We start from the raw sequence: 20,222 nt of genomic DNA on the forward strand, positions 1-20,222 counted from the left end.
GACAACTGCCAATTTAAAAGTCAGCGTGTAATCGCGCTGACTGCGTTTCGAGCCCGTATCCATTGCACCCTCCTGATAAAAGGTCAGAAGGTGTAAACCTTATTCAGGACGAGACACAGGCATAAAAAAAGCACCCCGGAGGGTGCTTTTTGCGTTTCGCGGGAAGCTTAGCGCTTCAGCGAAGGCGGCAGGTGCGGCTGGATCGCCGTCAGAACTGCCTTGAAGCATTTGGTGTTGCCGGCAACGATGTGGCCTTTTTCCAGGAAGTCGTGACCGCCAGTGAAGTCGCTCACCAGGCCGCCGGCTTCTTGAATCAGCAGGGCGCCAGCAGCCATGTCCCATTCGGACAGACCCGATTCCCAGAACGCGTCGAAACGACCGGCAGCCACGTAGGCCAGGTCCAGGCTCGCCGCGCCAGCGCGACGGATGCCGGCAGTCTGACCAACCAGAGCGCGGAACATGCCCAGATAGTTTTCGAGGTTGTCCATCTGGTCGTCACGGAACGGGAAGCCGGTACCCAGCAGGGCGCCGTCGAGGCTGGTGCGACCGCTGACGCGCAGACGACGACCGTTCAGTTGGGCGCCGCGACCACGGCTGGCAGTGAATTCTTCCTGGCGAACCGGGTCCAGAACAACAGCGTGTTCCAGGCGACCACGGTATTTGCAGGCGATGCTCACAGCGAAATGCGGGATGCCGCGCAGGAAGTTGGTGGTGCCGTCCAGCGGATCGATGATCCACAGGTACTCTTCGCCTTCGATGCCGGTACCGGCGTGCATGCCGGTCTCTTCGCCACGGATCGAGTGATTCGGGTAAGCCTTGCGCAGCGCGTCGATGATTTTCTGCTCAGCGGCGCGATCCACCTCGGATACGTAATCCTTGGCGTCTTTTTCGTCGACCTTGATGGTATCCAGGCGCTCGATGGAGCGGAAGATCAGTTCACTGGCGCTGCGGGCGGCGCGCAGCGCGATATTCAGCATGGGCTGCATGGATGTGTCACCTAAGGTTGTTAAAGAAAGCCGCGCATTCTATCAGAACTTTTCTTCAGGTGAAGGTCGCTGTTCGCTTTCATAGCTTAACGGTAGGCTGTTCTGTAAGATTTGCTCCCCTTTCCCCAGTCCGAGAGCGCCCGCCGTGCTGCAAAATATTCGTGTCGTCCTGGTCAATACCAGCCATCCCGGCAATATCGGCGGGGCCGCGCGCGCCATGAAGAATATGGGGTTGTCGCGACTGGTGCTGGTCGAGCCACGCCTGTTTCCGCACCACGAAGCCGATGCCCGCGCCTCCGGTGCCGGCGACATTCTGGAAAACGCGCAAGTCGTCGCCACTCTTGAAGATGCGCTGGTGGGCTGCAACCTGGTACTTGGCACCAGCGCCCGTGACCGCCGTATCCCGTGGCCGCTGCTGGATCCGCGCGAATGCGGAACCAAAGTGGTTGAGGAGGCCGGGCAAGGCGCGGAAATCGCTCTGGTGTTTGGTCGTGAAGATTCCGGCCTGACCAATGACGAGCTGCAGCGATGTCACTTTCACGTACACATTCCCTCCGATCCGGAGTTCAGTTCGCTGAACCTCGGCGCGGCGGTGCAGGTGTTGAGCTACGAAGTGCGCATGGCCTGGCTGGCCGCTCAGGGTCAGCCGAGCAAGGTCGAGAAGGAAGAAGTCGCTTCGGTGAAAAGCGCCGAGCTGGCGACCATGGACGAGTTGGAGCGATTCTATGAGCACCTGGAGCAGACGCTGGTGGCCATCGAATTCCTCGATCCCGAAAAGCCACGGCACTTGATGGCGCGCCTGCGCCGGTTGTACGGACGCAGCTCGGTCAGCCGGGCGGAAATGAATATATTGCGTGGCATCCTCACGGAAACCCAGAAAGCGGCCCGTGGTGAGCTTCTTAAGCGGAAGGATTAATGATGTTCGAGCGTTTGCGTGAAGATATCCAGAGCGTATTCCACCGAGATCCGGCGGCGCGTAACGCTTTTGAAGTCCTGACTTGCTACCCCGGCATGCACGCCATCTGGATTCATCGGTTGGCGGCGATGCTCTGGCGCGCCGATCTGAAATGGCTGGCGCGGCTGGTGTCGAACTTCGGTCGCTGGTTGACCGGGATCGAGATTCATCCAGGGGCGAAAGTCGGTCGACGCTTCTTTATCGACCACGGCATGGGCATCGTCATCGGCGAAACCGCCGAGATCGGCGATGACGTGACGATCTATCAGGGCGTGACCCTTGGCGGTACAAGCTGGAACAAGGGTAAGCGTCACCCGACGCTGGGTGATGGTGTTGTAGTCGGTGCGGGCGCGAAGGTGCTTGGTCCGTTCACCGTCGGTGCTGGTGCGAAGGTCGGTTCCAATGCGGTGGTGACCAAGGAAGTGCCGCCGGGCGCGACCGTGGTCGGCATTCCGGGGCGGATCATCATCAAGTCCGACGAAGAGCAGGATGCCAAGCGCAAGGCGATGGCCGAGAAGATCGGTTTTGACGCCTACGGTGTCAGCGAAGATATGCCCGACCCGGTGGCGCGCGCTATCGGCCAGTTGCTCGATCACCTGCAAGCGGTGGACGGGCGTCTGGAAGGCATGTGCGGTGCGCTGAAGGATCTGGGCAGCAATTACTGTGCGAAAGATCTGCCCGAGCTGCGCGAAGAAGATTTCGCCTGCGTCAAAGGCAAGGACGAAACCAAGACGCACTGATGCGCCCTGCAGGGCCTGCCGCCGACCGGTGTGCCATTACGCCGCAGACCCTGCTATGATTCGCGCGCTCTTTTGCGGGTAAACCTGACTAAAGTACTAGGTCTTAAAGTTGACTTAAATACTCGGGAATTGCATACTCGCACCCATTCCGAACTCCGTGGTAATTGTCCATGCGACTGACTACAAAAGGCCGATACGCCGTGACAGCCATGCTTGACCTGGCGTTGCACGCGCAGCACGGGCCGGTGTCCCTGGCCGATATCTCCGAGCGCCAAGGCATCTCCCTGTCCTATCTCGAACAGCTTTTCGCCAAGCTGCGCCGCAGTAACCTGGTTTCCAGTGTTCGCGGCCCGGGCGGTGGTTACCAGTTGTCCCGCGACATGCAGGGCATTCAGGTAGCTCAGGTGATCGATGCGGTAAACGAATCGGTCGATGCCACCAAGTGCGGGGGGCAGGGTGATTGCCATTCCGGCGACACTTGCCTGACCCATCATCTGTGGTGCGATCTGAGCCTGCAGATTCACGAATTTCTCAGCGGTATCAGCTTGGCCGACCTCGTAACTCGCCGTGAGGTACAGGAAGTGGCCCAGCGTCAGGATCAGCGCCATTGCAATGGCAAGGCGCCGCGCCTGGACAAGATTGAAGCGTCCGCCGTCGAATGACAGCCAAAGAGCTAGCGGCACGCCAGCCAGCCTGATTTAGGAGATAGTCCATGAAATTGCCGATTTACCTTGATTACTCAGCGACGACCCCGGTCGATCCGCGCGTTGCGCAAAAAATGAGTGAATGCCTGCTGGTCGACGGAAACTTCGGTAACCCGGCGTCCCGTTCCCACGTGTTCGGCTGGAAAGCCGAAGAGTCCGTCGAAAACGCTCGTCGTCAGGTGGCCGATCTGGTCAACGCCGACCCGCGTGAAATCGTCTGGACCTCCGGTGCTACCGAGTCCAACAACCTGGCAATCAAGGGTGCGGCACATTTCTACGCCTCCAAGGGCAAGCACCTGATCACCACCAAGATTGAGCACAAGGCTGTCCTCGACACCATGCGCCAACTGGAGCGTGAAGGTTTCGAAGTGACTTACCTCGAGCCGCAAACCGATGGCCTGGTTACCCCGGCGATGATCGAAGCGGCACTGCGTGACGACACCATCCTGGTTTCGGCCATGCACGTGAACAACGAAATCGGCACCGTCAATGACATCGCCGCCATCGGCGAGATGCTGCGCGCCAAAGGCATTCTGTTCCACGTCGACGCTGCTCAGTCCACCGGCAAGGTCGACATCGACCTGTCGAAGCTGAAAGTCGACCTGATGTCGTTCTCTGCCCACAAAACTTACGGCCCTAAAGGCATCGGCGCGCTGTACGTCAGCCGCAAGCCGCGTGTGCGCATCGAAGCGACCATGCACGGCGGCGGTCACGAGCGCGGCATGCGTTCCGGCACTCTGGCGACTCACCAGATTGTCGGCATGGGTGAAGCCTTCCGTGTGGCCAAGGAAGACATGGCTGCCGAAAACGTTCGCATCAAAGCCCTGAGCGACCGCTTCTACAAGCAGGTCGAGCATCTGGAAGAGCTGTACGTCAACGGCAGCCTGACCGCCCGCGTTCCGCACAACCTGAACCTGAGCTTCAACTACGTTGAAGGTGAGTCGCTGATCATGGCGCTCAAGGATCTGGCGGTATCGTCCGGCTCGGCCTGCACCTCGGCCTCGCTTGAGCCTTCGTACGTACTGCGCGCCCTGGGCCGCAACGACGAACTGGCACACAGTTCGATCCGCTTTACCTTCGGCCGTTTCACCACCGAAGAAGAAATCGACTACGCCGCGCAGAAAGTCTGCGAGGCCGTTACCAAGCTGCGCGCTCTGTCGCCGCTGTGGGACATGTACAAAGACGGTGTCGACATTTCGAAAATCGAGTGGGCGGCACACTGATTTCAAGTCGCCGCGAACCAGCCCTGCGGACTTCGGTTGCGGGGCCCAAAGAGCGACTCTCTGATGAGTGAGGAATAAGCATCATGGCTTACAGCGAAAAGGTCATCGACCACTACGAAAACCCGCGTAACGTCGGCAAGATGGACGCCGAAGACCCGGATGTCGGCACTGGCATGGTCGGCGCACCGGCGTGCGGCGACGTGATGCGTCTGCAAATCAAGGTCAACGACCAGGGCGTTATCGAAGACGCCAAGTTCAAGACCTACGGTTGCGGTTCGGCCATTGCTTCCAGCTCCCTCGCTACCGAGTGGATGAAGGGCAAGACCCTGGACGAAGCCGAAACCATCAAGAACACTCAGCTGGCCGAAGAACTGGCCCTGCCGCCAGTGAAAATTCACTGCTCGGTACTCGCTGAAGACGCTATCAAAGCGGCCGTTCGCGATTACAAGCAGAAGAAAGGCTTGATCTGAATTCCAGGATTTGGCGACGAGTAAGGAGTCACCGATGGCTATCAGCATGACAGAAGCGGCTGCTCGACACGTGCGACGCTCCCTTGACGGGCGCGGCAAAGGTGAAGGGATTCGTCTGGGGGTTCGTACCACAGGCTGTTCCGGCCTTGCCTACGTGCTGGAGTTTGTCGACGAGGTGGTTGCAGAGGATCAAGTGTTCGAAAGTCACGGCGAGAAAGTGATCATCGACCCGAAAAGCCTGACCTACCTGGACGGCACCGAGCTCGATTTCGTCAAGGAAGGGTTGAACGAAGGCTTCAAGTTCAACAATCCCAACGTACGCGGTGAATGTGGCTGCGGCGAAAGCTTCAACATCTGAGGCTTGTCGTGGGTATTCCTTGTCATTTCGCTTTATTCGAGCTGCAACCGAGTTTCCGTCTGGATCTCGAGCAGTTGGCCACGCGCTATCGTGAGTTGGCGCGCGGTGTTCATCCTGACCGTTTTGCCGACGCTTCCGAGCGTGAGCAGCGGTTGGCGCTCGAGCAGTCGGCACGACTGAACGAGGCCTATCAGACGCTCAAGAGTTCGCCCCAGCGCGCGCGTTACCTGCTCGCCATGGGCGGTCGTGAGTTGCCGCTGGAGGTCACGGTGCATGATCCGGAGTTTTTGCTGCAACAGATGGAGTTGCGCGAAGAGCTCGAAGATCTGCAGGACAGCGCCGATCTGGACGGTGTCGCGGCGTTCAAGCGTCGTCTGAAAACCGCTCAGGATCAGTTGAACGACAGTTTCGCAGCCTGTTGGGATGATGCGGCGCAACGCGAACAGGCCGAACGCCTGATGCGGCGCATGCAGTTCCTCGACAAGCTGTCCTACGAAGTGCGCCAGTTAGAAGAGCGCCTCGACGATTAACCCAGTGCCGCTCCGGTCGCACGCCTGATATACAGATAAGTCCTGATCACGATGGCCCTACTGCAGATCGCCGAACCCGGCCAAAGTCCTCAACCGCACCAGCGTCGTCTGGCTGTGGGGATCGACTTGGGCACTACCAATTCGCTGGTCGCTGCGTTGCGCAGTGGTCTTTCCGAGCCGCTGGCCGACGCTGACGGACAGGTCATCCTGCCGTCCGCCGTGCGTTATCACGCCGATCGCGTCGAAGTCGGCGAGTCGGCCAAGCTGGCCGCATCCTCCGATCCTTTGAATACCGTGCTGTCGGTCAAGCGCTTGATGGGTCGTGGTCTGTCCGACGTCAAGCAATTGGGCGATCAGCTGCCGTATCGCTTCATCGGCGGCGAGTCGCACATGCCGTTCATCGATACCGTACAGGGGCCGAAAAGCCCGGTCGAAGTCTCCGCCGACATCCTCAAGGTGCTGCGTCAGCGCGCCGAAGAAGCGCTCGGCGGCGAACTGGTCGGTGCGGTGATTACCGTTCCAGCCTACTTTGATGATGCTCAGCGCCAGGCGACCAAGGATGCGGCGAAGCTCGCCGGTCTTAACGTACTGCGCTTGCTCAACGAGCCGACTGCGGCGGCGGTTGCCTACGGTCTGGATCAGCACGCCGAAGGCCTGGTGGCGATTTATGATCTGGGCGGCGGTACCTTTGATATTTCGATTCTGCGTCTTACCGGCGGCGTCTTCGAAGTGCTGGCCACCGGCGGCGACACCGCGCTGGGTGGCGATGACTTCGATCACGCGATTGCCGGCTGGATCATCGAGAGCGCCGGTCTGTCCGCCGACCTCGATCCCGGCGCGCAGCGCAGCCTGCTGCAAACCGCTTGCGCGGCCAAAGAAGCGCTGACCGATACCAATAGTGTTGAAGTCGCCTACGGTGACTGGAAAGCTGCTCTGACTCGTGAAGCCTTCGATGCGCTGATCGAGCCAATGGTCGCGCGCAGCCTGAAAGCCTGCCGCCGCGCTGTGCGTGATTCCGGTATTGAGCTGGAAGACGTGCACGCTGTGGTCATGGTCGGTGGTTCGACCCGCGTCCCGCGTGTTCGCGAAGCTGTCGCCCAAGCCTTCGGCCGTGAGCCGCTGACTGAAATCGACCCGGATCAAGTGGTGGCCATCGGTGCCGCGATCCAGGCTGATACATTGGCTGGCAACAAGCGCGATGGCGGCGAACTGCTGTTGCTCGATGTGATTCCGTTGTCCCTGGGGCTGGAAACCATGGGCGGCTTGATGGAGAAGGTGATTCCGCGCAACACCACCATCCCCGTCGCTCGTGCTCAGGATTTCACTACTTATAAAGATGGCCAGTCGGCCATGGTGATCCATGTGTTGCAGGGCGAGCGCGAGCTGATCAGCGATTGCCGCTCGCTGGCACGCTTCGAATTGCGCGGCATTCCGGCGATGGTGGCCGGTGCGGCGAAGATTCGCGTGACCTTCCAGGTCGATGCCGACGGTCTGCTCAGTGTTTCTGCGCGCGAACTCGGTTCGGGCGTCGAGGCGAGCATTCAGGTCAAGCCGTCCTACGGTCTGACCGACGGCGAAATCGCCAAGATGCTCAAGGATTCGTTCCAGCACGCCAATGACGACAAAGTCGCCCGCGTCCTGCGTGAGCAGCAGGTCGACGCTCAGCGCCTGGTCGAAGCCGTGCAGGCTGCACTTGAGGTGGATGGCGAGCGCTTGCTCGACGCCGAAGAGCGCATGGTCATCGACATGCAGGTGCAGGAACTCACTGAACTGATGAAAGGCACCGATGGTTACGCCATCGAGCAGCAGACCAAACGTCTGTCGCAAGTGACCGATGCTTTTGCTGCCCGCCGCATGGATCTGACGGTGAAAGCCGCTCTGTCGGGGCGCAACCTAGATGAAATCGAGGATATCTGATGCCGCAGGTCATTTTTCTGCCCCACGACAAGTTCTGCCCTGAAGGCATGGTTGTAGACGCTGCGCCCGGCACGTCGATCCTCGAACTGGCTCACGAACACCATATCGAGATGGAAAGCGCCTGCGGTGGCGTCTGCGCTTGCACGACTTGTCACTGCATCATCCGCGAGGGTTTTGACTCGATGGAAGAGGCTGACGAGCTGGAAGAAGACTTCCTCGATCGCGCCTGGGGTCTGGAAGCGCAATCGCGTCTGGCCTGTCAGGCTATCGTTGGTGAAGAAGACATCACCGTCGAGATTCCGAAGTACTCGCTCAACCACGCCGCCGAAGCGCCGCACTGATTGGTACTACTGTCATGAGTTATGGTTGGAATGATGTTCAACGCATTGCAGAAGAATTGGCCGAAACCAAGCCGGATGTGAATCCACTTTCTGTCAATTTCGTCGACTTGCAGCGATGGATCATGGAACTTCCCGATTTCGACAACACTTCCGGCCGTTGTGGCGAGAAGGTGTTGGAAGCGGTTCAGGCGCTCTGGATCGAAGAAGCCGACTGATCGTCCTCGCAGGTTAGGCAATACCCAAGAACCCGCGTATAATTCGCGGGTTTAATTTTTCACAAATTACCGTTTCTGGAGTTACACCATGGCTGTTCAACGTACTTTCTCCATCATCAAGCCTGACGCTGTTGCAAAAAACGTCATCGGCGAGATCACCACTCGTTTCGAAAAAGCAGGCCTGCGCGTTGTAGCTTCGAAACTGAAGCAACTGTCCAAAGCTGAAGCTGAAGGCTTCTACGCTGAGCACAGCGCTCGTGGTTTCTTCGGCGACCTGGTTGCTTTCATGATCTCCGGTCCTGTTGTTGTTCAGGTTCTGGAAGGCGAAAACGCTATCGCTCTGAACCGTGAGCTGATGGGCGCTACCAACCCTAAAGAAGCTGCTGCCGGCACCATCCGTGCTGACTTCGCTGATTCCATCGACGCCAACGCTGTTCACGGTTCGGACTCCGAAGCCGCTGCTGCGCGTGAAATCTCGTACTTCTTCGCAGCTACTGAAGTAACCACTCGCTAAGCATTGGCTTAAGAGTGAAGGTGAATCCATGACTACATCGACTGTAAAAACCAACCTGCTGGGTCTGACTCAACAGGAAATGGAAAAATTCTTCGACTCAATCGGGGAGAAGCGTTTCCGTGCCGGTCAGGTAATGAAATGGATTCACCACTTTGGCGTCGATGATTTCGACGCCATGACGAACGTCAGCAAGGCCTTGCGCGACAAGCTCAAGACCATTGCTGAGGTCCGTGGTCCGGAAGTTGTCAGCGAGGACATCTCCACCGACGGCACCCGCAAGTGGGTGGTGCGCGTGGCGTCCGGCAGCTGCGTCGAGACCGTGTACATTCCCCAGGGCAAACGCGGCACTCTGTGCGTTTCGTCCCAGGCAGGCTGTGCCCTGGATTGCAGTTTCTGCTCCACCGGCAAGCAAGGCTTCAATAGCAACCTCACCGCCGCCGAAGTCATCGGTCAGGTGTGGATTGCCAACAAATCTTTTGGCAGCGTCCCGGCAACCGTCGACCGTGCCATCACCAACGTGGTGATGATGGGCATGGGTGAGCCGCTGCTGAACTTCGACAACGTCGTGGCCGCCATGCATCTGATGATGGATGACCTCGGTTACGGGATCTCCAAGCGCCGCGTGACCCTGTCCACTTCGGGCGTGGTGCCGATGATCGATGAGCTGTCCAAGCACATCGACGTGTCCCTGGCGTTGTCGCTGCACGCACCAAATGACGCATTGCGTAACCAATTGGTGCCGATCAACAAGAAATATCCGCTTAAGATGCTGCTCGAGTCGTGCCAGCGCTACATGTCGTCCCTGGGCGAAAAACGTGTGCTGACCGTCGAGTACACCTTGCTCAAAGACATCAACGACAAAGTCGAACATGCCGTTGAGATGATCGAGTTGCTCAAGAACACCCCGTGCAAGATCAACCTGATTCCGTTCAACCCGTTCCCGCATTCCGGGTACGAGCGGCCGAGCAACAATGCCATCCGCCGGTTCCAGGATCAGCTGCATCAGGCAGGCTACAACGTCACTGTGCGCACCACTCGTGGTGAAGACATCGACGCTGCTTGCGGACAATTGGTAGGGCAGGTGCTGGATCGCACCCGTCGCAGCGAACGTTACATTGCCGTGCGTGAATTGAACGCCGATGGCGATCTGGCGCAGAACGCCGCGAATACAAACTAAGAGAGGATCTCTATGTCCCTGCGCTTTGCGCTGCTGTTGCTGTTGGCCAGCCTGAGTGCTGGCTGTGTCCTGTCGGGCGATTACAATCCGATGAAGACCAGCAAGGGCCGCGATGAAGCGCGGGCTGCCTACGTGCAGTTGGGGCTGGGGTATTTGCAGCAGGGCATGACCGAGCGCGCGAAAGTGCCGCTGAAGAAAGCCCTCGATCTGGACAGCTCGGATCCTGATGCGAATGCCGCGCTTGGCCTGGTATTCCAGGCCGAGATGGAGCCTGCACTGGCTGACGAACATTTCCGCAAGGCCTTGTCCTCACGTCCCGCCGATGCCCGTACCCTCAACAACTACGGCAGTTTTCTCTACGAAGAACAGCGTTACAAGGAAGCTTACGAGCGTTTTGAACAGGCTGCCGCCGATACCCTGTATCCTGAGCGCTCGCGTGTGTTCGAGAACCTCGGCATGACGGCGGCAAAGCTCGGCCAGCGTGATCTGGCGCTGCAGCAACTGGAAAAAGCCTTGCGTCTGAACCGTCAACAGCCACGCGCATTGCTGGAAATGGCTGAGTTGTCATTCGAAGACAGGCATTATGTGCCCGCGCGTGACTATTACGACCGTTTCAGCCTGCTTGCCGAGCAAAATGCACGTAGTCTGTTGCTCGCCGTTCGGTTGGCGAAAGTATTTGAAGATCGCGACAAGGCCGCCAGTGCGGGCCTGCAATTAAAACGACTCTATCCCGGTACGCCGGAATATCAGCAATACCTGTCGGAGCAATGATGAAAGCGGCGCATCCCGAAGTTGTAGCAGCGAATCGCGTTAACCCCGGTGAGACCTTGCGCCAGGCCCGCGAAAGCAATGGCTGGTCGCTGGCCGAAGTGGCCCTCAAGCTCAACCTCACCGTGACCTCCCTGAGCAATCTTGAAGCCGGCGCGTTCGACAAGCTGCCGGGGCATACCTTTGCTCGCGGCTATATTCGCGCCTATGCCAAGTTGCTCGGCATGGACCAGACCACTTTGGTCCAGCAATTCGACCAGTCCACCGGCACCGATTCCCAGGGCAGCAATGTGCACGCCCTCGGTCGTATCGAAGAGCCCGTGCGCGTTTCCCATACTATTTTGCGTATCGTCAGCCTGCTGTTGCTGATCGCGGTCATCGGCGGCGGTTTCGTCTGGTGGCAGGATCAGACTTCGCAGCGCACCAAGGATTTGACCACGCTGGCGCCTGAGCACGTCGAAGTCGAAGGCGCTGACGGCACCACGCAGATTCATCCGCTGGACGAGCCGGAAGATCAGGCTGTCGAGCAAGCGCAGGCCGAGGGCTCGACTGCTCTGGCACTGCCGCAATCGGAAACGGCTGCTGACGAATCGACCACCGCTGAAGCGCCTGTACCAACGACCACGCCGACAGCTCCGGTTGTTGCGCCTGTCGCACCGGTTCACACGCCCGCGCCGGTTGTAGCGACACCAACGCCAACTGCTCCAGCTACACCAGCGCCAACCGTCACTGCTCCAGTTGCCCCGGCAGTTGCTGCTGCGCCGACCGCTGCGGTCGCCGGCCAAGGTCAGGTGCAAGTGCAGTTCGTTGCCGATTGCTGGACTCAAGTCAGCGATGGCAGTGGCAAGGTTCTATTCAGTGGTCTGAAGCGCAAGGGCGACAGTCTCGCCGTTGCCGGCAAGCCACCGCTTGCCGTACGTCTGGGTTATGCCCGTGGCGCGCAGATCAGCTACAACGGCCAGCCGGTCGACATCGCTCCGTTCACCAGTGGCGAGACTGCTCGCCTGAAGTTGGGTCAATAAGTCATGCACGGCGAATCTCCAATCAAACGTCGCGTTTCGCGCAAGATCTGGGTCGGTAACGTACCTGTTGGCGGCGATGCGCCTATCGCTGTGCAGAGCATGACCAACAGCGACACCAATGACGTCGCCGCCACCGTTGCGCAGATCAATCGTCTGGAAGCTGCCGGCGTCGACATCGTGCGTATTTCGGTGCCGGACATGGACGCTGCCGAAGCGTTCGGCAAGATCAAACAACTGGTCAAGGTGCCGCTGGTTGCCGATATCCACTTTGACTACAAGATCGCTTTGCGCGTAGCCGAACTGGGTGTTGACTGCCTGCGTATCAACCCGGGCAACATTGGTCGTGAAGACCGTGTGCGCGCCGTGGTCGATGCTGCCCGTGATCGCGGGATCCCGATCCGCATCGGCGTCAACGCCGGTTCGCTGGAAAAAGACCTGCAAAAGAAATACGGCGAGCCGACGCCGGCAGCGCTGGTTGAATCGGCCCTGCGCCACGTCGAGCACCTGGAACGCCTGAATTTCCAGGATTTCAAGGTCAGCGTGAAGGCCTCCGACGTGTTCATGGCCGTCGAAGCCTACCGTTTGCTGGCCAAGGAAATCGTCCAGCCGCTGCACCTGGGTATCACTGAAGCCGGTGGATTGCGTTCAGGCACAGTGAAATCTGCCGTGGGCCTCGGTATGCTGCTCGCCGAAGGGATTGGCGATACTATCCGCATCTCGCTGGCGGCCGATCCGGTCGAGGAAGTGAAGGTCGGTTACGACATCCTCAAGTCTTTGCATCTGCGTTCCCGTGGCATCAACTTCATCGCCTGCCCGAGCTGCTCGCGGCAGAATTTCGATGTGGTGAAAACCATGAACGAGCTGGAAGGGCGCCTTGAAGACCTGCTGGTCCCGCTGGATGTCGCGGTGATCGGTTGTGTGGTCAACGGCCCCGGCGAAGCCAAGGAAGCGCATATCGGCTTGACTGGCGGTACCCCGAACCTGATTTACATCGACGGCAAGCCGGCGCAGAAACTGACGAATGACAATCTGGTAGATGAGCTTGAACGCTTGATCCGCCAGAAAGCGGCCGAGAAGGTCGAAGCTGACGCAGCGGTTATCGCGCGCGGCTGAGCCGACTGCAGAGCCGAACGAATTTAAGGATTTATAGTGAGCAAGTCTCTACAAGCCATTCGTGGCATGAACGACATCCTGCCCGAACAGACGCCGTTGTGGCGTTACTTCGAAGGCACCGTCTCGCGCCTGCTGGATAACTACGGTTACAAGCAGATCCGCATGCCGATCGTCGAGTTCACCGAGCTGTTCAAGCGCTCGATCGGCGAAGTGACCGACATCGTCGAAAAAGAGATGTACACCTTCGAAGACCGCAACGGTGACTCCCTGACCCTGCGTCCGGAAGGTACCGCTGCGTGCGTGCGGGCAGTGCTCGAACACGGCATCACCGGCGGTGGTCAGGTACAGAAACTCTGGTACATCGGCCCGATGTTCCGTCACGAACGTCCGCAGAAAGGCCGTTATCGTCAGTTTCACCAGATCGGTCTGGAAGTCTTCAATCTTGACGGCCCGGATATCGATGCCGAACTGATCGTGATGACCTGGCGCCTGTGGGGCGAGCTGGGTATCCGCGATGCGGTCAAGCTCGAGCTGAACAGCCTCGGCACCAGCGAATCCCGTGCCCGTTATCGCGATGCGCTGGTCGAGTATCTCTCGGCGCACCACGACAAACTCGACGAAGACAGCCAGCGTCGCCTCAAATCCAACCCGCTGCGCGTGCTCGACACCAAAAACGTCGACACCCAAGCGGTGCTGGTTGATGCGCCGAAAATGGCCGACTACCTGGATGACGAATCCCGTGCCCATTTTGAAGGCTTGAAAGCGCGTCTGGATGCCATTGGCATTCCTTACGTACTCAACCCGAAACTGGTACGCGGTCTCGATTACTACAGCAAAACCGTATTCGAATGGGTCACCGACAAGCTCGGCGCCCAGGGCACCGTGTGCGCTGGTGGTCGTTACGACGGTCTGGTCGAGCAGATGGGCGGCAAGCCAACCCCGGGCGTCGGTTTCGCCATGGGCATCGAGCGTCTGGTGCTGCTGCTGGAAACTCTCGAGCAGATCCCGGAAGAGATCGCCCGTCAGGTCGACGTCTACCTCTGCGCCTTCGGGGAAGAAGCAGAGCTGGCCGGTCTGGCCTTGGCCGAGCGTGTCCGTGATCAACTGCCCCACCTGCGCCTGCAAGTCAATGCCGGCGCTGGCAGCTTCAAAAGCCAATTCAAGAAAGCCGACAAGAGCGGTGCGCTGTACGCACTGATCCTCGGTGACGACGAGATGGCCCAGCAAGTGGTAGGTTTCAAACCCCTGCGTGGCCAGGGCGAACAACAAAGCATTGCCTGGGATGCGCTTGCCGCTCACCTGGCCACCTGCGTCGTGCAGGGTTGAAGCTGTCCAAACAGCCGATTTAGCGATTAAGGAGTATTGGGGTGTCGAGTACCGAAGACGAACAGTTGGCGGATTTGAAAGACTGGTGGACACGCAACGGCAAACCTCTGGTCACTGGCGGCCTGTTGGCGCTGGTCATCGTGTTCGGCTGGCAGGCTTATCACAAGTATCAGGGCAACCAGTCGCAAGGCGCCTCGGTGCTCTACCAGCAACTGCTGGAAACCACGCTGACCCCGGATGGCAAGCCTGACGCCGCGCGCGTTGCGGATCTGGCCGGAAAGCTCAACAGCGAATTCGGCGGCAGCGCCTATGCGCAGTACGGCAGCCTGTTCGTGGCAAAAGTAGCAGTCGACAGCGGCAAGCTGGACGACGCAGCCACCGAGCTCAAGGCCATCGTTGCCAAACCGGCCAACCCGGCGCTGGGCGAAATCGCCCGTCAGCGTCTGGCGCAGGTATTGGGCGCGCAGAACAAGCCTGATGAAGGTCTGAAACTGCTTGAAGGCGACGCCGACAAGTCGTTCCTGGCCACTCGCGAAGAACTCAAGGGCGACCTGCTGGTGCAGTTGGGTCGTACCGACGAAGCGAACGCGGCGTATCAAAAAGCCAAGGCGGCACTGTCGGATGAAGCGGCGGTCGGTGGCCTTCAAATCAAGCTGGACGATCTGGCCAAAGGGGATGCGTGACGTGATCCGTTGGAAGCATGCAGCATTGCTGGCTCTGGCCATTCTGGCCGCGGGTTGCAGCAGCAACAGCAAAAAAGAACTGCCACCGGCCGAGCTGACCGACTTCAAAGAAGAAGTGGTTCTGCAAAAGCAGTGGAGTCGTTCGATCGGTGACGGTCAGGGCGAAACCTACAACATGCTGGTGCCGGCGATCGACGGTGACACCATCTACGCGGCCGATGTGACCGGCGTGGTGATGGGCCTGGATCGTGGGAACGGCGATGTGAAATGGGAACAGGATCTTGAACTGCCCGTCTCCGGCGCCGTTGGCGTGGGTTACGGTCTGGTCATGGTCGGCACACTGCGCGGTGACGTGATCGCCCTCGACGCCATCAACGGTGAAGAAAAGTGGCGCGCTCGCGTCAACAGTGAAGTGCTCGCGCCACCGGCCAACAACGGTGACGTGGTAGTGGTGCAGACTCAGGACGATCGTCTGATCGGTCTGGATGCCTCCACCGGTAATCAGCGTTGGGTGTATGACAGCACTCCGGCCGTCCTGACCCTGCGCGGCACCAGCGCACCGATCGTGACCAACCGCCTCGCGGTGGCTGGCCTGTCGACCGGTAAAGTGGTTGCTCTGGATATTTCCAACGGCGTGCCGGTCTGGGAACAGCGAGTAGCGATTCCACAAGGTCGTTCGGAGCTGGAGCGCGTGGTCGACATCGACGGCGGTCTGCTGCTGTCCGGCGGTACCCTGTACGTTGCCAGCTACCAGGGTCGCGTTGCGGCACTGGATCTGGAAAGCGGCCGTCAACTCTGGCAGCGCGATGCGTCGAGCTACGCTGGCGTGGCCCAGGGTTTCGGCAACGTCTACGTGAGCCTGTCTTCGGGCACTGTTGAAGGCGTCGACGAGCGTTCTACCACTGCACTGTGGAGCAACGATTCGCTGGCCCGTCGTCAACTGTCGGCTCCGGAAGTGTTCTCCAGCTATGTTGCAGTCGGTGACCTGGAAGGTTATCTGCATCTGCTGAGCCAGGTTGACGGTCGTTTCGTCGGCCGTGAGCGCATCGACAGCGACGGCCTGCGTGCCCGTCCGCTGGTGGTGGGTGACACGATTTATGTATATGGCAACAGTGGCAAACTGGAAGCCCTGACCATCAAGTAACAACTATGCTTGGGGTTAACACCCCCAGGCGGCCCCGGATTCATGGGGCTTGCAGCGCTATCAGGCGTTGCCCCGAGCACCAGCCGCTGCCTCGCAGCGGCTTTTGTATTTTCTGAAATAACGAAGTGGAGAGCCGCATGGTTCCCGTAATCGCCCTGGTGGGCCGACCGAACGTCGGCAAGTCCACCTTGTTCAACCGCCTGACTAGGACTCGCGACGCCATCGTCGGCGACTTGTCCGGTCTGACCCGTGATCGCCAGTACGGTGAGGCCAAGTGGCAAGGGCGTTCCTACATTCTGGTCGACACCGGTGGTATCTCCGGTGACGAGCACGGTATGGACGAAAAAATGGCCGAGCAGTCGCTGCTGGCCATTGAAGAAGCGGATGTTGTTCTGTTCCTGGTAGATGCCAAGGCCGGTTTCACCGCCGCCGACCAGATGATCGCCGAACACTTGCGCAAACGTAACAAGCGTTCCTACGTGGTTGCCAACAAGGTCGACAACATCGACCCGGAAATGGCCCGCGCTGAATTTGCTCCGTTGGGCATGGGCCACGCGATTCCGATCGCCGGTGCTCACGGCCGTGGCATCACCCAGATGCTGGAAATCGCCCTGGGCGACTTCCCGAGAGATGAAGAAGAGCCGGAAGACGGCGAAGAAGAGATCGTTGCCGAAGGCGAGGAAGCCAAGCGCATTCCTGGCCCTAGCGAAAAAGACGGGATCAAGATCGCCATCATCGGCCGGCCGAACGTCGGCAAGTCGACACTGGTCAACCGCATGCTCGGTGAAGACCGGGTCATCGTGTATGACCAACCCGGCACGACGCGCGACAGTATCTACATCCCGTTCGAGCGTAACGAAGAAAAGTACACGCTGATCGACACCGCCGGTGTACGCAAGCGCGGCAAGATCCACGAAGAAGTTGAAAAGTTCTCCGTGGTGAAAACCCTGCAAGCGATCAAAGACGCCAACGTGGTGATCTTCGTGATGGACGCGCGCGAAGGCGTGGTCGATCACGACCTCAACCTGCTGGGCTTTGCCCTCGAAGCAGGTCGTGCGCTGGTGATCGCGATCAACAAGTGGGACGGCATGACGCCGAGCGAGCGCGATTTCGTCAAGATCGAGCTGCAGCGTCGTCTGTTCTTCGTTGAGTTCGCCGACATCCACTTCATCTCGGCACTGCACGGTACCGGCGTGGGCAACCTCTACGCTTCGGTGCAGAACTCGTTCAAGTCGGCGGTTACCCGCTGGCCGACCAACCGTCTGACCCAGATTCTGGAAGATGCGGTTGGCGAGCACGCCCCACCGATGGTCAACAATCGCCGGATCAAGCTGCGCTATGCCCACTTGGGTGGTGCCAACCCGCCGATCATCGTGATCCACGGTAACCAGATCGAGAAAGTGCCGAAGTCGTATGTGCGCTATCTGGAGAACACTTACCGTCGCGTGCTGAAGCTGGTCGGTACGCCGATCCGCATCGAGTTCAAGGGCGGTGAAAACCCGTTCGAAGGCAATAAGAACTCGCTGACCGACCGCCAGGTCAACAGGAAGCGCCGGATGATGTCGCACCACAAGAAAGCCGACAAAAAACGCCGCGACAAGAAGTGATCGCAGTGCCTCGCACATTCTCGTGCGGGGCTTTTGTGGCGAGGGAGCTTGCTCCCGCTCGGCTGCACAGCAGTCGCACATTTGCCAGCGCGTTCTATCTGAGCGTTAGCGTTTACAGATAGTGGGATCGCTTCGCGATCCAGCGGGAGCAAGCTCCCTCGCCACAGGTTCAGCGGTCGCAGATGAAGGAAGGGTGCTCAATGAGCGCCCTTTTTTTATGGGCGCCGGATGGGCTATCCTCGGGCTCTCCCGCGCCGTCGTCAGAGCCGGGTGCAGAGCAGGGAATCCCGATGATCACCAGTAAGCTGCCGAATGTCGGCATCACCATCTTCACCCAGATGTCCCAGCTCGCGGCGCAGACCGGCGCGATCAACCTGTCCCAGGGTTTCCCCGATTTTGATGGCCCGCAGGTACTGCGTGATGCAGTCGGTCGGCACATTGCCAGCGGTCATAACCAATATTCGCCAATGACCGGGTTGCCTGCGTTACGCCAGCAGATCGCGGCGAAAATTTCCCGTAGCTATGGCGTCAACGTGGATGCCGAGCATGAGGTTACGGTAACGCCCGGTGCGACTCAGGCGATCTTCTGTGCGATTCAGGCCGTGATCAACAGCGGCGACGAAGTGATCATTTTCGATCCGTGCTACGACAGTTACGAGCCGGCGGTGGAATTGGCCGGCGGACGCTGTGTGCATCTGCAACTTGGGTTGAACGACTTCTCCATCGACTTCGATAAACTCAGCGCGGCACTCACTCCGCGCACGCGGATGATTGTCCTCAACACCCCACACAACCCGAGTGGAGCGCTGATCAGTCGCGCCGAGCTGGATCAATTGGCCGCGTTGATCCGTGATCGCGACATCTATGTACTCAGTGACGAGGTCTACGAACACCTGGTATTCGATGGCGTGCCGCACGTCAGCGTGCTCGCTCATGAAGAGCTGTATCAGCGTGCATTCGTGGTCAGTTCGTTCGGCAAGACCTATCACGTCACTGGCTGGAAAACCGGCTACGTCGTCGCGCCCCCGGCCCTCACGGCGGAACTGCGCAAAGTGCACCAATACGTCAGTTTCTGCGGCGTGACCCCGCTGCAATATGCGTTGGCCGATTACATGGCCGAGCACCCTGAATACGTCGAAGAGCTGCCAGGTTTCTATCAGGCCAAGCGTGACCTGTTCTGCGATCTGCTGACGCCGTCGCGTTTCACGTTCAGTCGGGTCGCCGGCACCTATTTTCAGTTGGTCGATTACTCGCAGATTCGCCCGGATTTGAACGATGTCGAAATGGCCAAATGGATGACCCTCGAGCACGGCGTGGCGAGTATTCCGGTGTCGGTGTTCTATCAGACGCCTCCTGAAGGTCAGCGCCTGGTGCGGCTGTGCTTTGCCAAACGCGAGGAGACGCTGCGTGAGGCAGCGGCCAAACTATGCGCGATCTGAGTGCTCTGCCTGATCTCAATCTGGCGCTGATCCAGACCACCCTGGCCTGGCATGATCGCCAGGCCAACCTCGAGCATTTCGAGCTGTTGCTCGAGCAGGCGCGCGGATCGGATCTGATCATTCTGCCGGAGATGTTCACCACCGGATTCTCCATGGAGTCCGAAACCCTCGCCGAAGCGGTCAACGGCCCGACCAGCAAGTGGCTGCGCGCTCAAGCGGCGAAGCTTGATGCGGTCATCACCGGCAGCGTGATCATTCAGGCTGCGGACGGCAGTCATCGCAATCGCTTGCTGTGGGCGCGACCGGACGGCGAGGTGCTGCACTACGACAAGCGTCACCTGTTCCGCATGGCCGGTGAGCACAATCACTACACCCCCGGCGAGCGTCAGGTGCAGTTCGAGCTCAAGGGCTGGCGGGTGCGCCCGCTGATTTGCTACGACCTGCGCTTCCCGGTGTGGAGTCGCGACGCGCAGGACACCGATCTGCTGCTGTACACCGCGAACTGGCCCGGCGCACGGCGACTGCACTGGAATCGTCTGCTGCCGGCGCGAGCCATCGAAAACCTCTGCTATGTGGCAGCGGTGAATCGCGTCGGCACTGATGGCAAGGGCTTCGCTTATACCGGTGACAGTCAGGTGCTGGATTTCCAGGGCGAGACATTGCTCGCAGCGGGGGAGGCCGATGGGGTGTTCAAGGTCGTTCTGGAAGCCGCACCACTGGCGGCCTATCGCGAGCGCTTCCCGGCGAATCTGGATGCCGACACTTTCGAATTCATCTGATTTTCTGCGTCGTCTGTGCGGTCCCCATCGCGGGCAAGCCCGCTCCCACAGGGATTTTTGGTGTACCTGCAATTGCATGTGCACCTTGACCACTGTGGGAGCGGGCTTGCCCGCGATGGGCATTGGTATCTACACATCTAAGTTCTTCGGCTGGCCATCCAGCCGATGGCTTCTTTAGCAAAAGCCGCCAGCTCCTCTGGGGTGTGTTGCT

At 59.3% G+C, this 20,222-nt stretch carries 22 protein-coding genes; 21 read left to right on the forward strand and 1 reads right to left on the reverse strand.

The features are described 5' to 3' along the window. Window positions 1-167: 167 nt before the first annotated feature. Window positions 168-986: an inositol-phosphate phosphatase gene (gene suhB, locus ACP7BN_RS27430; protein ID WP_420650561.1), complete on the reverse strand. Its 819-nt coding sequence runs from the start codon at window positions 984-986 to the stop codon at window positions 168-170. Window positions 987-1,131: 145 nt separating this feature from the next. Between suhB and trmJ the strand changes: the two genes are divergently transcribed. The 21 genes from trmJ (at window position 1,132) to ACP7BN_RS27535 (ending at window position 20,011) form a co-directional block, all read left to right on the forward strand. Beyond that, the gene (trmJ, locus tag ACP7BN_RS27435) at window positions 1,132-1,902 is read left to right on the forward strand and encodes a tRNA (cytosine(32)/uridine(32)-2'-O)-methyltransferase TrmJ (RefSeq protein ID WP_277759169.1); all 771 of its coding nucleotides are present in this window, start codon (window positions 1,132-1,134) and stop codon (window positions 1,900-1,902) included. 2 nt (window positions 1,903-1,904) lie between these two features. Continuing rightward, on the forward strand, window positions 1,905-2,681 hold the full coding sequence (gene cysE, locus ACP7BN_RS27440; protein WP_426206939.1) for a serine O-acetyltransferase: 777 nt from the start codon (window positions 1,905-1,907) through the stop codon (window positions 2,679-2,681). 170 nt (window positions 2,682-2,851) lie between these two features. Then, window positions 2,852-3,343 (forward strand): Fe-S cluster assembly transcriptional regulator IscR, encoded by a 492-nt coding sequence (gene iscR, locus ACP7BN_RS27445; protein WP_420650563.1) that lies wholly within the window; start codon window positions 2,852-2,854, stop codon window positions 3,341-3,343. 50 nt (window positions 3,344-3,393) lie between these two features. Then, window positions 3,394-4,608, forward strand: coding sequence for an IscS subfamily cysteine desulfurase (locus tag ACP7BN_RS27450; protein WP_426206941.1), 1,215 nt, complete (start codon window positions 3,394-3,396; stop codon window positions 4,606-4,608). Between the two features lie 83 nt (window positions 4,609-4,691). Beyond that, the gene (iscU, locus tag ACP7BN_RS27455) at window positions 4,692-5,078 is read left to right on the forward strand and encodes a Fe-S cluster assembly scaffold IscU (protein WP_064589074.1); all 387 of its coding nucleotides are present in this window, start codon (window positions 4,692-4,694) and stop codon (window positions 5,076-5,078) included. Between the two features lie 34 nt (window positions 5,079-5,112). Beyond that, window positions 5,113-5,436 carry an iron-sulfur cluster assembly protein IscA gene (gene iscA / locus ACP7BN_RS27460; protein ID WP_010565230.1) on the forward strand — a complete coding sequence of 108 codons (324 nt, stop codon included), beginning with the start codon at window positions 5,113-5,115 and terminating at the stop codon, window positions 5,434-5,436. An 8-nt stretch (window positions 5,437-5,444) separates the two neighbouring features. Then, the gene (hscB, locus tag ACP7BN_RS27465; RefSeq protein ID WP_426206942.1) at window positions 5,445-5,966 is read left to right on the forward strand and encodes a co-chaperone HscB; all 522 of its coding nucleotides are present in this window, start codon (window positions 5,445-5,447) and stop codon (window positions 5,964-5,966) included. Window positions 5,967-6,017: 51 nt separating this feature from the next. After that, window positions 6,018-7,883: a Fe-S protein assembly chaperone HscA gene (gene hscA, locus ACP7BN_RS27470; protein WP_426206944.1), complete on the forward strand. Its 1,866-nt coding sequence runs from the start codon at window positions 6,018-6,020 to the stop codon at window positions 7,881-7,883. Then, complete coding sequence (gene fdx, locus ACP7BN_RS27475) at window positions 7,883-8,224, forward strand: ISC system 2Fe-2S type ferredoxin (RefSeq protein WP_150592713.1); 342 nt, start codon at window positions 7,883-7,885, stop codon at window positions 8,222-8,224. Before hscA ends, fdx begins: the two co-directional genes overlap by 1 nt. Before the next feature lie 14 nt (window positions 8,225-8,238). Then, complete coding sequence (gene iscX / locus ACP7BN_RS27480; RefSeq protein WP_426206946.1) at window positions 8,239-8,439, forward strand: Fe-S cluster assembly protein IscX; 201 nt, start codon at window positions 8,239-8,241, stop codon at window positions 8,437-8,439. An 88-nt stretch (window positions 8,440-8,527) separates the two neighbouring features. Beyond that, entirely contained in the window at window positions 8,528-8,953 is a 426-nt protein-coding gene (gene ndk, locus ACP7BN_RS27485) for a nucleoside-diphosphate kinase (protein WP_007916882.1), read from the forward strand. A 28-nt stretch (window positions 8,954-8,981) separates the two neighbouring features. After that, window positions 8,982-10,130 carry a 23S rRNA (adenine(2503)-C(2))-methyltransferase RlmN gene (rlmN, locus tag ACP7BN_RS27490; RefSeq protein WP_420650568.1) on the forward strand — a complete coding sequence of 383 codons (1,149 nt, stop codon included), beginning with the start codon at window positions 8,982-8,984 and terminating at the stop codon, window positions 10,128-10,130. Between the two features lie 12 nt (window positions 10,131-10,142). Then, window positions 10,143-10,901: a type IV pilus biogenesis/stability protein PilW gene (gene pilW / locus ACP7BN_RS27495; RefSeq protein ID WP_426206947.1), complete on the forward strand. Its 759-nt coding sequence runs from the start codon at window positions 10,143-10,145 to the stop codon at window positions 10,899-10,901. Then, the gene (locus ACP7BN_RS27500; RefSeq protein ID WP_426206948.1) at window positions 10,901-11,920 is read left to right on the forward strand and encodes a RodZ domain-containing protein; all 1,020 of its coding nucleotides are present in this window, start codon (window positions 10,901-10,903) and stop codon (window positions 11,918-11,920) included. Before pilW ends, ACP7BN_RS27500 begins: the two co-directional genes overlap by 1 nt. Before the next feature lie 3 nt (window positions 11,921-11,923). Next, window positions 11,924-13,033, forward strand: a complete 1,110-nt coding sequence (gene ispG / locus ACP7BN_RS27505) for a flavodoxin-dependent (E)-4-hydroxy-3-methylbut-2-enyl-diphosphate synthase (RefSeq protein ID WP_420650571.1) — start codon at window positions 11,924-11,926, stop codon at window positions 13,031-13,033. A 36-nt stretch (window positions 13,034-13,069) separates the two neighbouring features. Then, window positions 13,070-14,359 (forward strand): histidine--tRNA ligase, encoded by a 1,290-nt coding sequence (hisS, locus tag ACP7BN_RS27510; protein WP_426206949.1) that lies wholly within the window; start codon window positions 13,070-13,072, stop codon window positions 14,357-14,359. A gap of 41 nt (window positions 14,360-14,400) precedes the next feature. After that, on the forward strand, window positions 14,401-15,042 hold the full coding sequence (locus tag ACP7BN_RS27515) for a YfgM family protein (RefSeq protein WP_426206950.1): 642 nt from the start codon (window positions 14,401-14,403) through the stop codon (window positions 15,040-15,042). After that, on the forward strand, window positions 15,035-16,186 hold the full coding sequence (bamB, locus tag ACP7BN_RS27520; RefSeq protein ID WP_426206952.1) for an outer membrane protein assembly factor BamB: 1,152 nt from the start codon (window positions 15,035-15,037) through the stop codon (window positions 16,184-16,186). Before ACP7BN_RS27515 ends, bamB begins: the two co-directional genes overlap by 8 nt. Before the next feature lie 137 nt (window positions 16,187-16,323). Beyond that, window positions 16,324-17,793 (forward strand): ribosome biogenesis GTPase Der, encoded by a 1,470-nt coding sequence (der, locus tag ACP7BN_RS27525; protein ID WP_420650575.1) that lies wholly within the window; start codon window positions 16,324-16,326, stop codon window positions 17,791-17,793. A 290-nt stretch (window positions 17,794-18,083) separates the two neighbouring features. Then, the gene (locus ACP7BN_RS27530) at window positions 18,084-19,232 is read left to right on the forward strand and encodes a pyridoxal phosphate-dependent aminotransferase (protein ID WP_426206953.1); all 1,149 of its coding nucleotides are present in this window, start codon (window positions 18,084-18,086) and stop codon (window positions 19,230-19,232) included. Continuing rightward, window positions 19,220-20,011: an amidohydrolase gene (locus tag ACP7BN_RS27535; protein WP_426206954.1), complete on the forward strand. Its 792-nt coding sequence runs from the start codon at window positions 19,220-19,222 to the stop codon at window positions 20,009-20,011. Before ACP7BN_RS27530 ends, ACP7BN_RS27535 begins: the two co-directional genes overlap by 13 nt. Window positions 20,012-20,222 lie beyond the last annotated feature (211 nt).

It is taken from the genome of Pseudomonas sp. TWP3-1, from assembly GCF_049896625.1.
GTDB lineage: Bacteria > Pseudomonadota > Gammaproteobacteria > Pseudomonadales > Pseudomonadaceae > Aquipseudomonas.

Coding starts and splice junctions, on each gene's coding strand:
- suhB (WP_420650561.1), bottom strand. CDS start 986: ATGCAGCCCATGCTGAATATCGCGCTGCGCGCCGCCCGCAGCGCCAGT.
- cysE (WP_426206939.1), top strand. CDS start 1,905: ATGTTCGAGCGTTTGCGTGAAGATATCCAGAGCGTATTCCACCGAGAT.
- iscR (WP_420650563.1), top strand. CDS start 2,852: ATGCGACTGACTACAAAAGGCCGATACGCCGTGACAGCCATGCTTGAC.
- ACP7BN_RS27450 (WP_426206941.1), top strand. CDS start 3,394: ATGAAATTGCCGATTTACCTTGATTACTCAGCGACGACCCCGGTCGAT.
- iscU (WP_064589074.1), top strand. CDS start 4,692: ATGGCTTACAGCGAAAAGGTCATCGACCACTACGAAAACCCGCGTAAC.
- iscA (WP_010565230.1), top strand. CDS start 5,113: ATGGCTATCAGCATGACAGAAGCGGCTGCTCGACACGTGCGACGCTCC.
- hscA (WP_426206944.1), top strand. CDS start 6,018: ATGGCCCTACTGCAGATCGCCGAACCCGGCCAAAGTCCTCAACCGCAC.
- fdx (WP_150592713.1), top strand. CDS start 7,883: ATGCCGCAGGTCATTTTTCTGCCCCACGACAAGTTCTGCCCTGAAGGC.
- iscX (WP_426206946.1), top strand. CDS start 8,239: ATGAGTTATGGTTGGAATGATGTTCAACGCATTGCAGAAGAATTGGCC.
- ndk (WP_007916882.1), top strand. CDS start 8,528: ATGGCTGTTCAACGTACTTTCTCCATCATCAAGCCTGACGCTGTTGCA.
- rlmN (WP_420650568.1), top strand. CDS start 8,982: ATGACTACATCGACTGTAAAAACCAACCTGCTGGGTCTGACTCAACAG.
- pilW (WP_426206947.1), top strand. CDS start 10,143: ATGTCCCTGCGCTTTGCGCTGCTGTTGCTGTTGGCCAGCCTGAGTGCT.
- ACP7BN_RS27500 (WP_426206948.1), top strand. CDS start 10,901: ATGAAAGCGGCGCATCCCGAAGTTGTAGCAGCGAATCGCGTTAACCCC.
- ispG (WP_420650571.1), top strand. CDS start 11,924: ATGCACGGCGAATCTCCAATCAAACGTCGCGTTTCGCGCAAGATCTGG.
- bamB (WP_426206952.1), top strand. CDS start 15,035: ATGCGTGACGTGATCCGTTGGAAGCATGCAGCATTGCTGGCTCTGGCC.
- der (WP_420650575.1), top strand. CDS start 16,324: ATGGTTCCCGTAATCGCCCTGGTGGGCCGACCGAACGTCGGCAAGTCC.
- ACP7BN_RS27530 (WP_426206953.1), top strand. CDS start 18,084: ATGATCACCAGTAAGCTGCCGAATGTCGGCATCACCATCTTCACCCAG.
- ACP7BN_RS27535 (WP_426206954.1), top strand. CDS start 19,220: ATGCGCGATCTGAGTGCTCTGCCTGATCTCAATCTGGCGCTGATCCAG.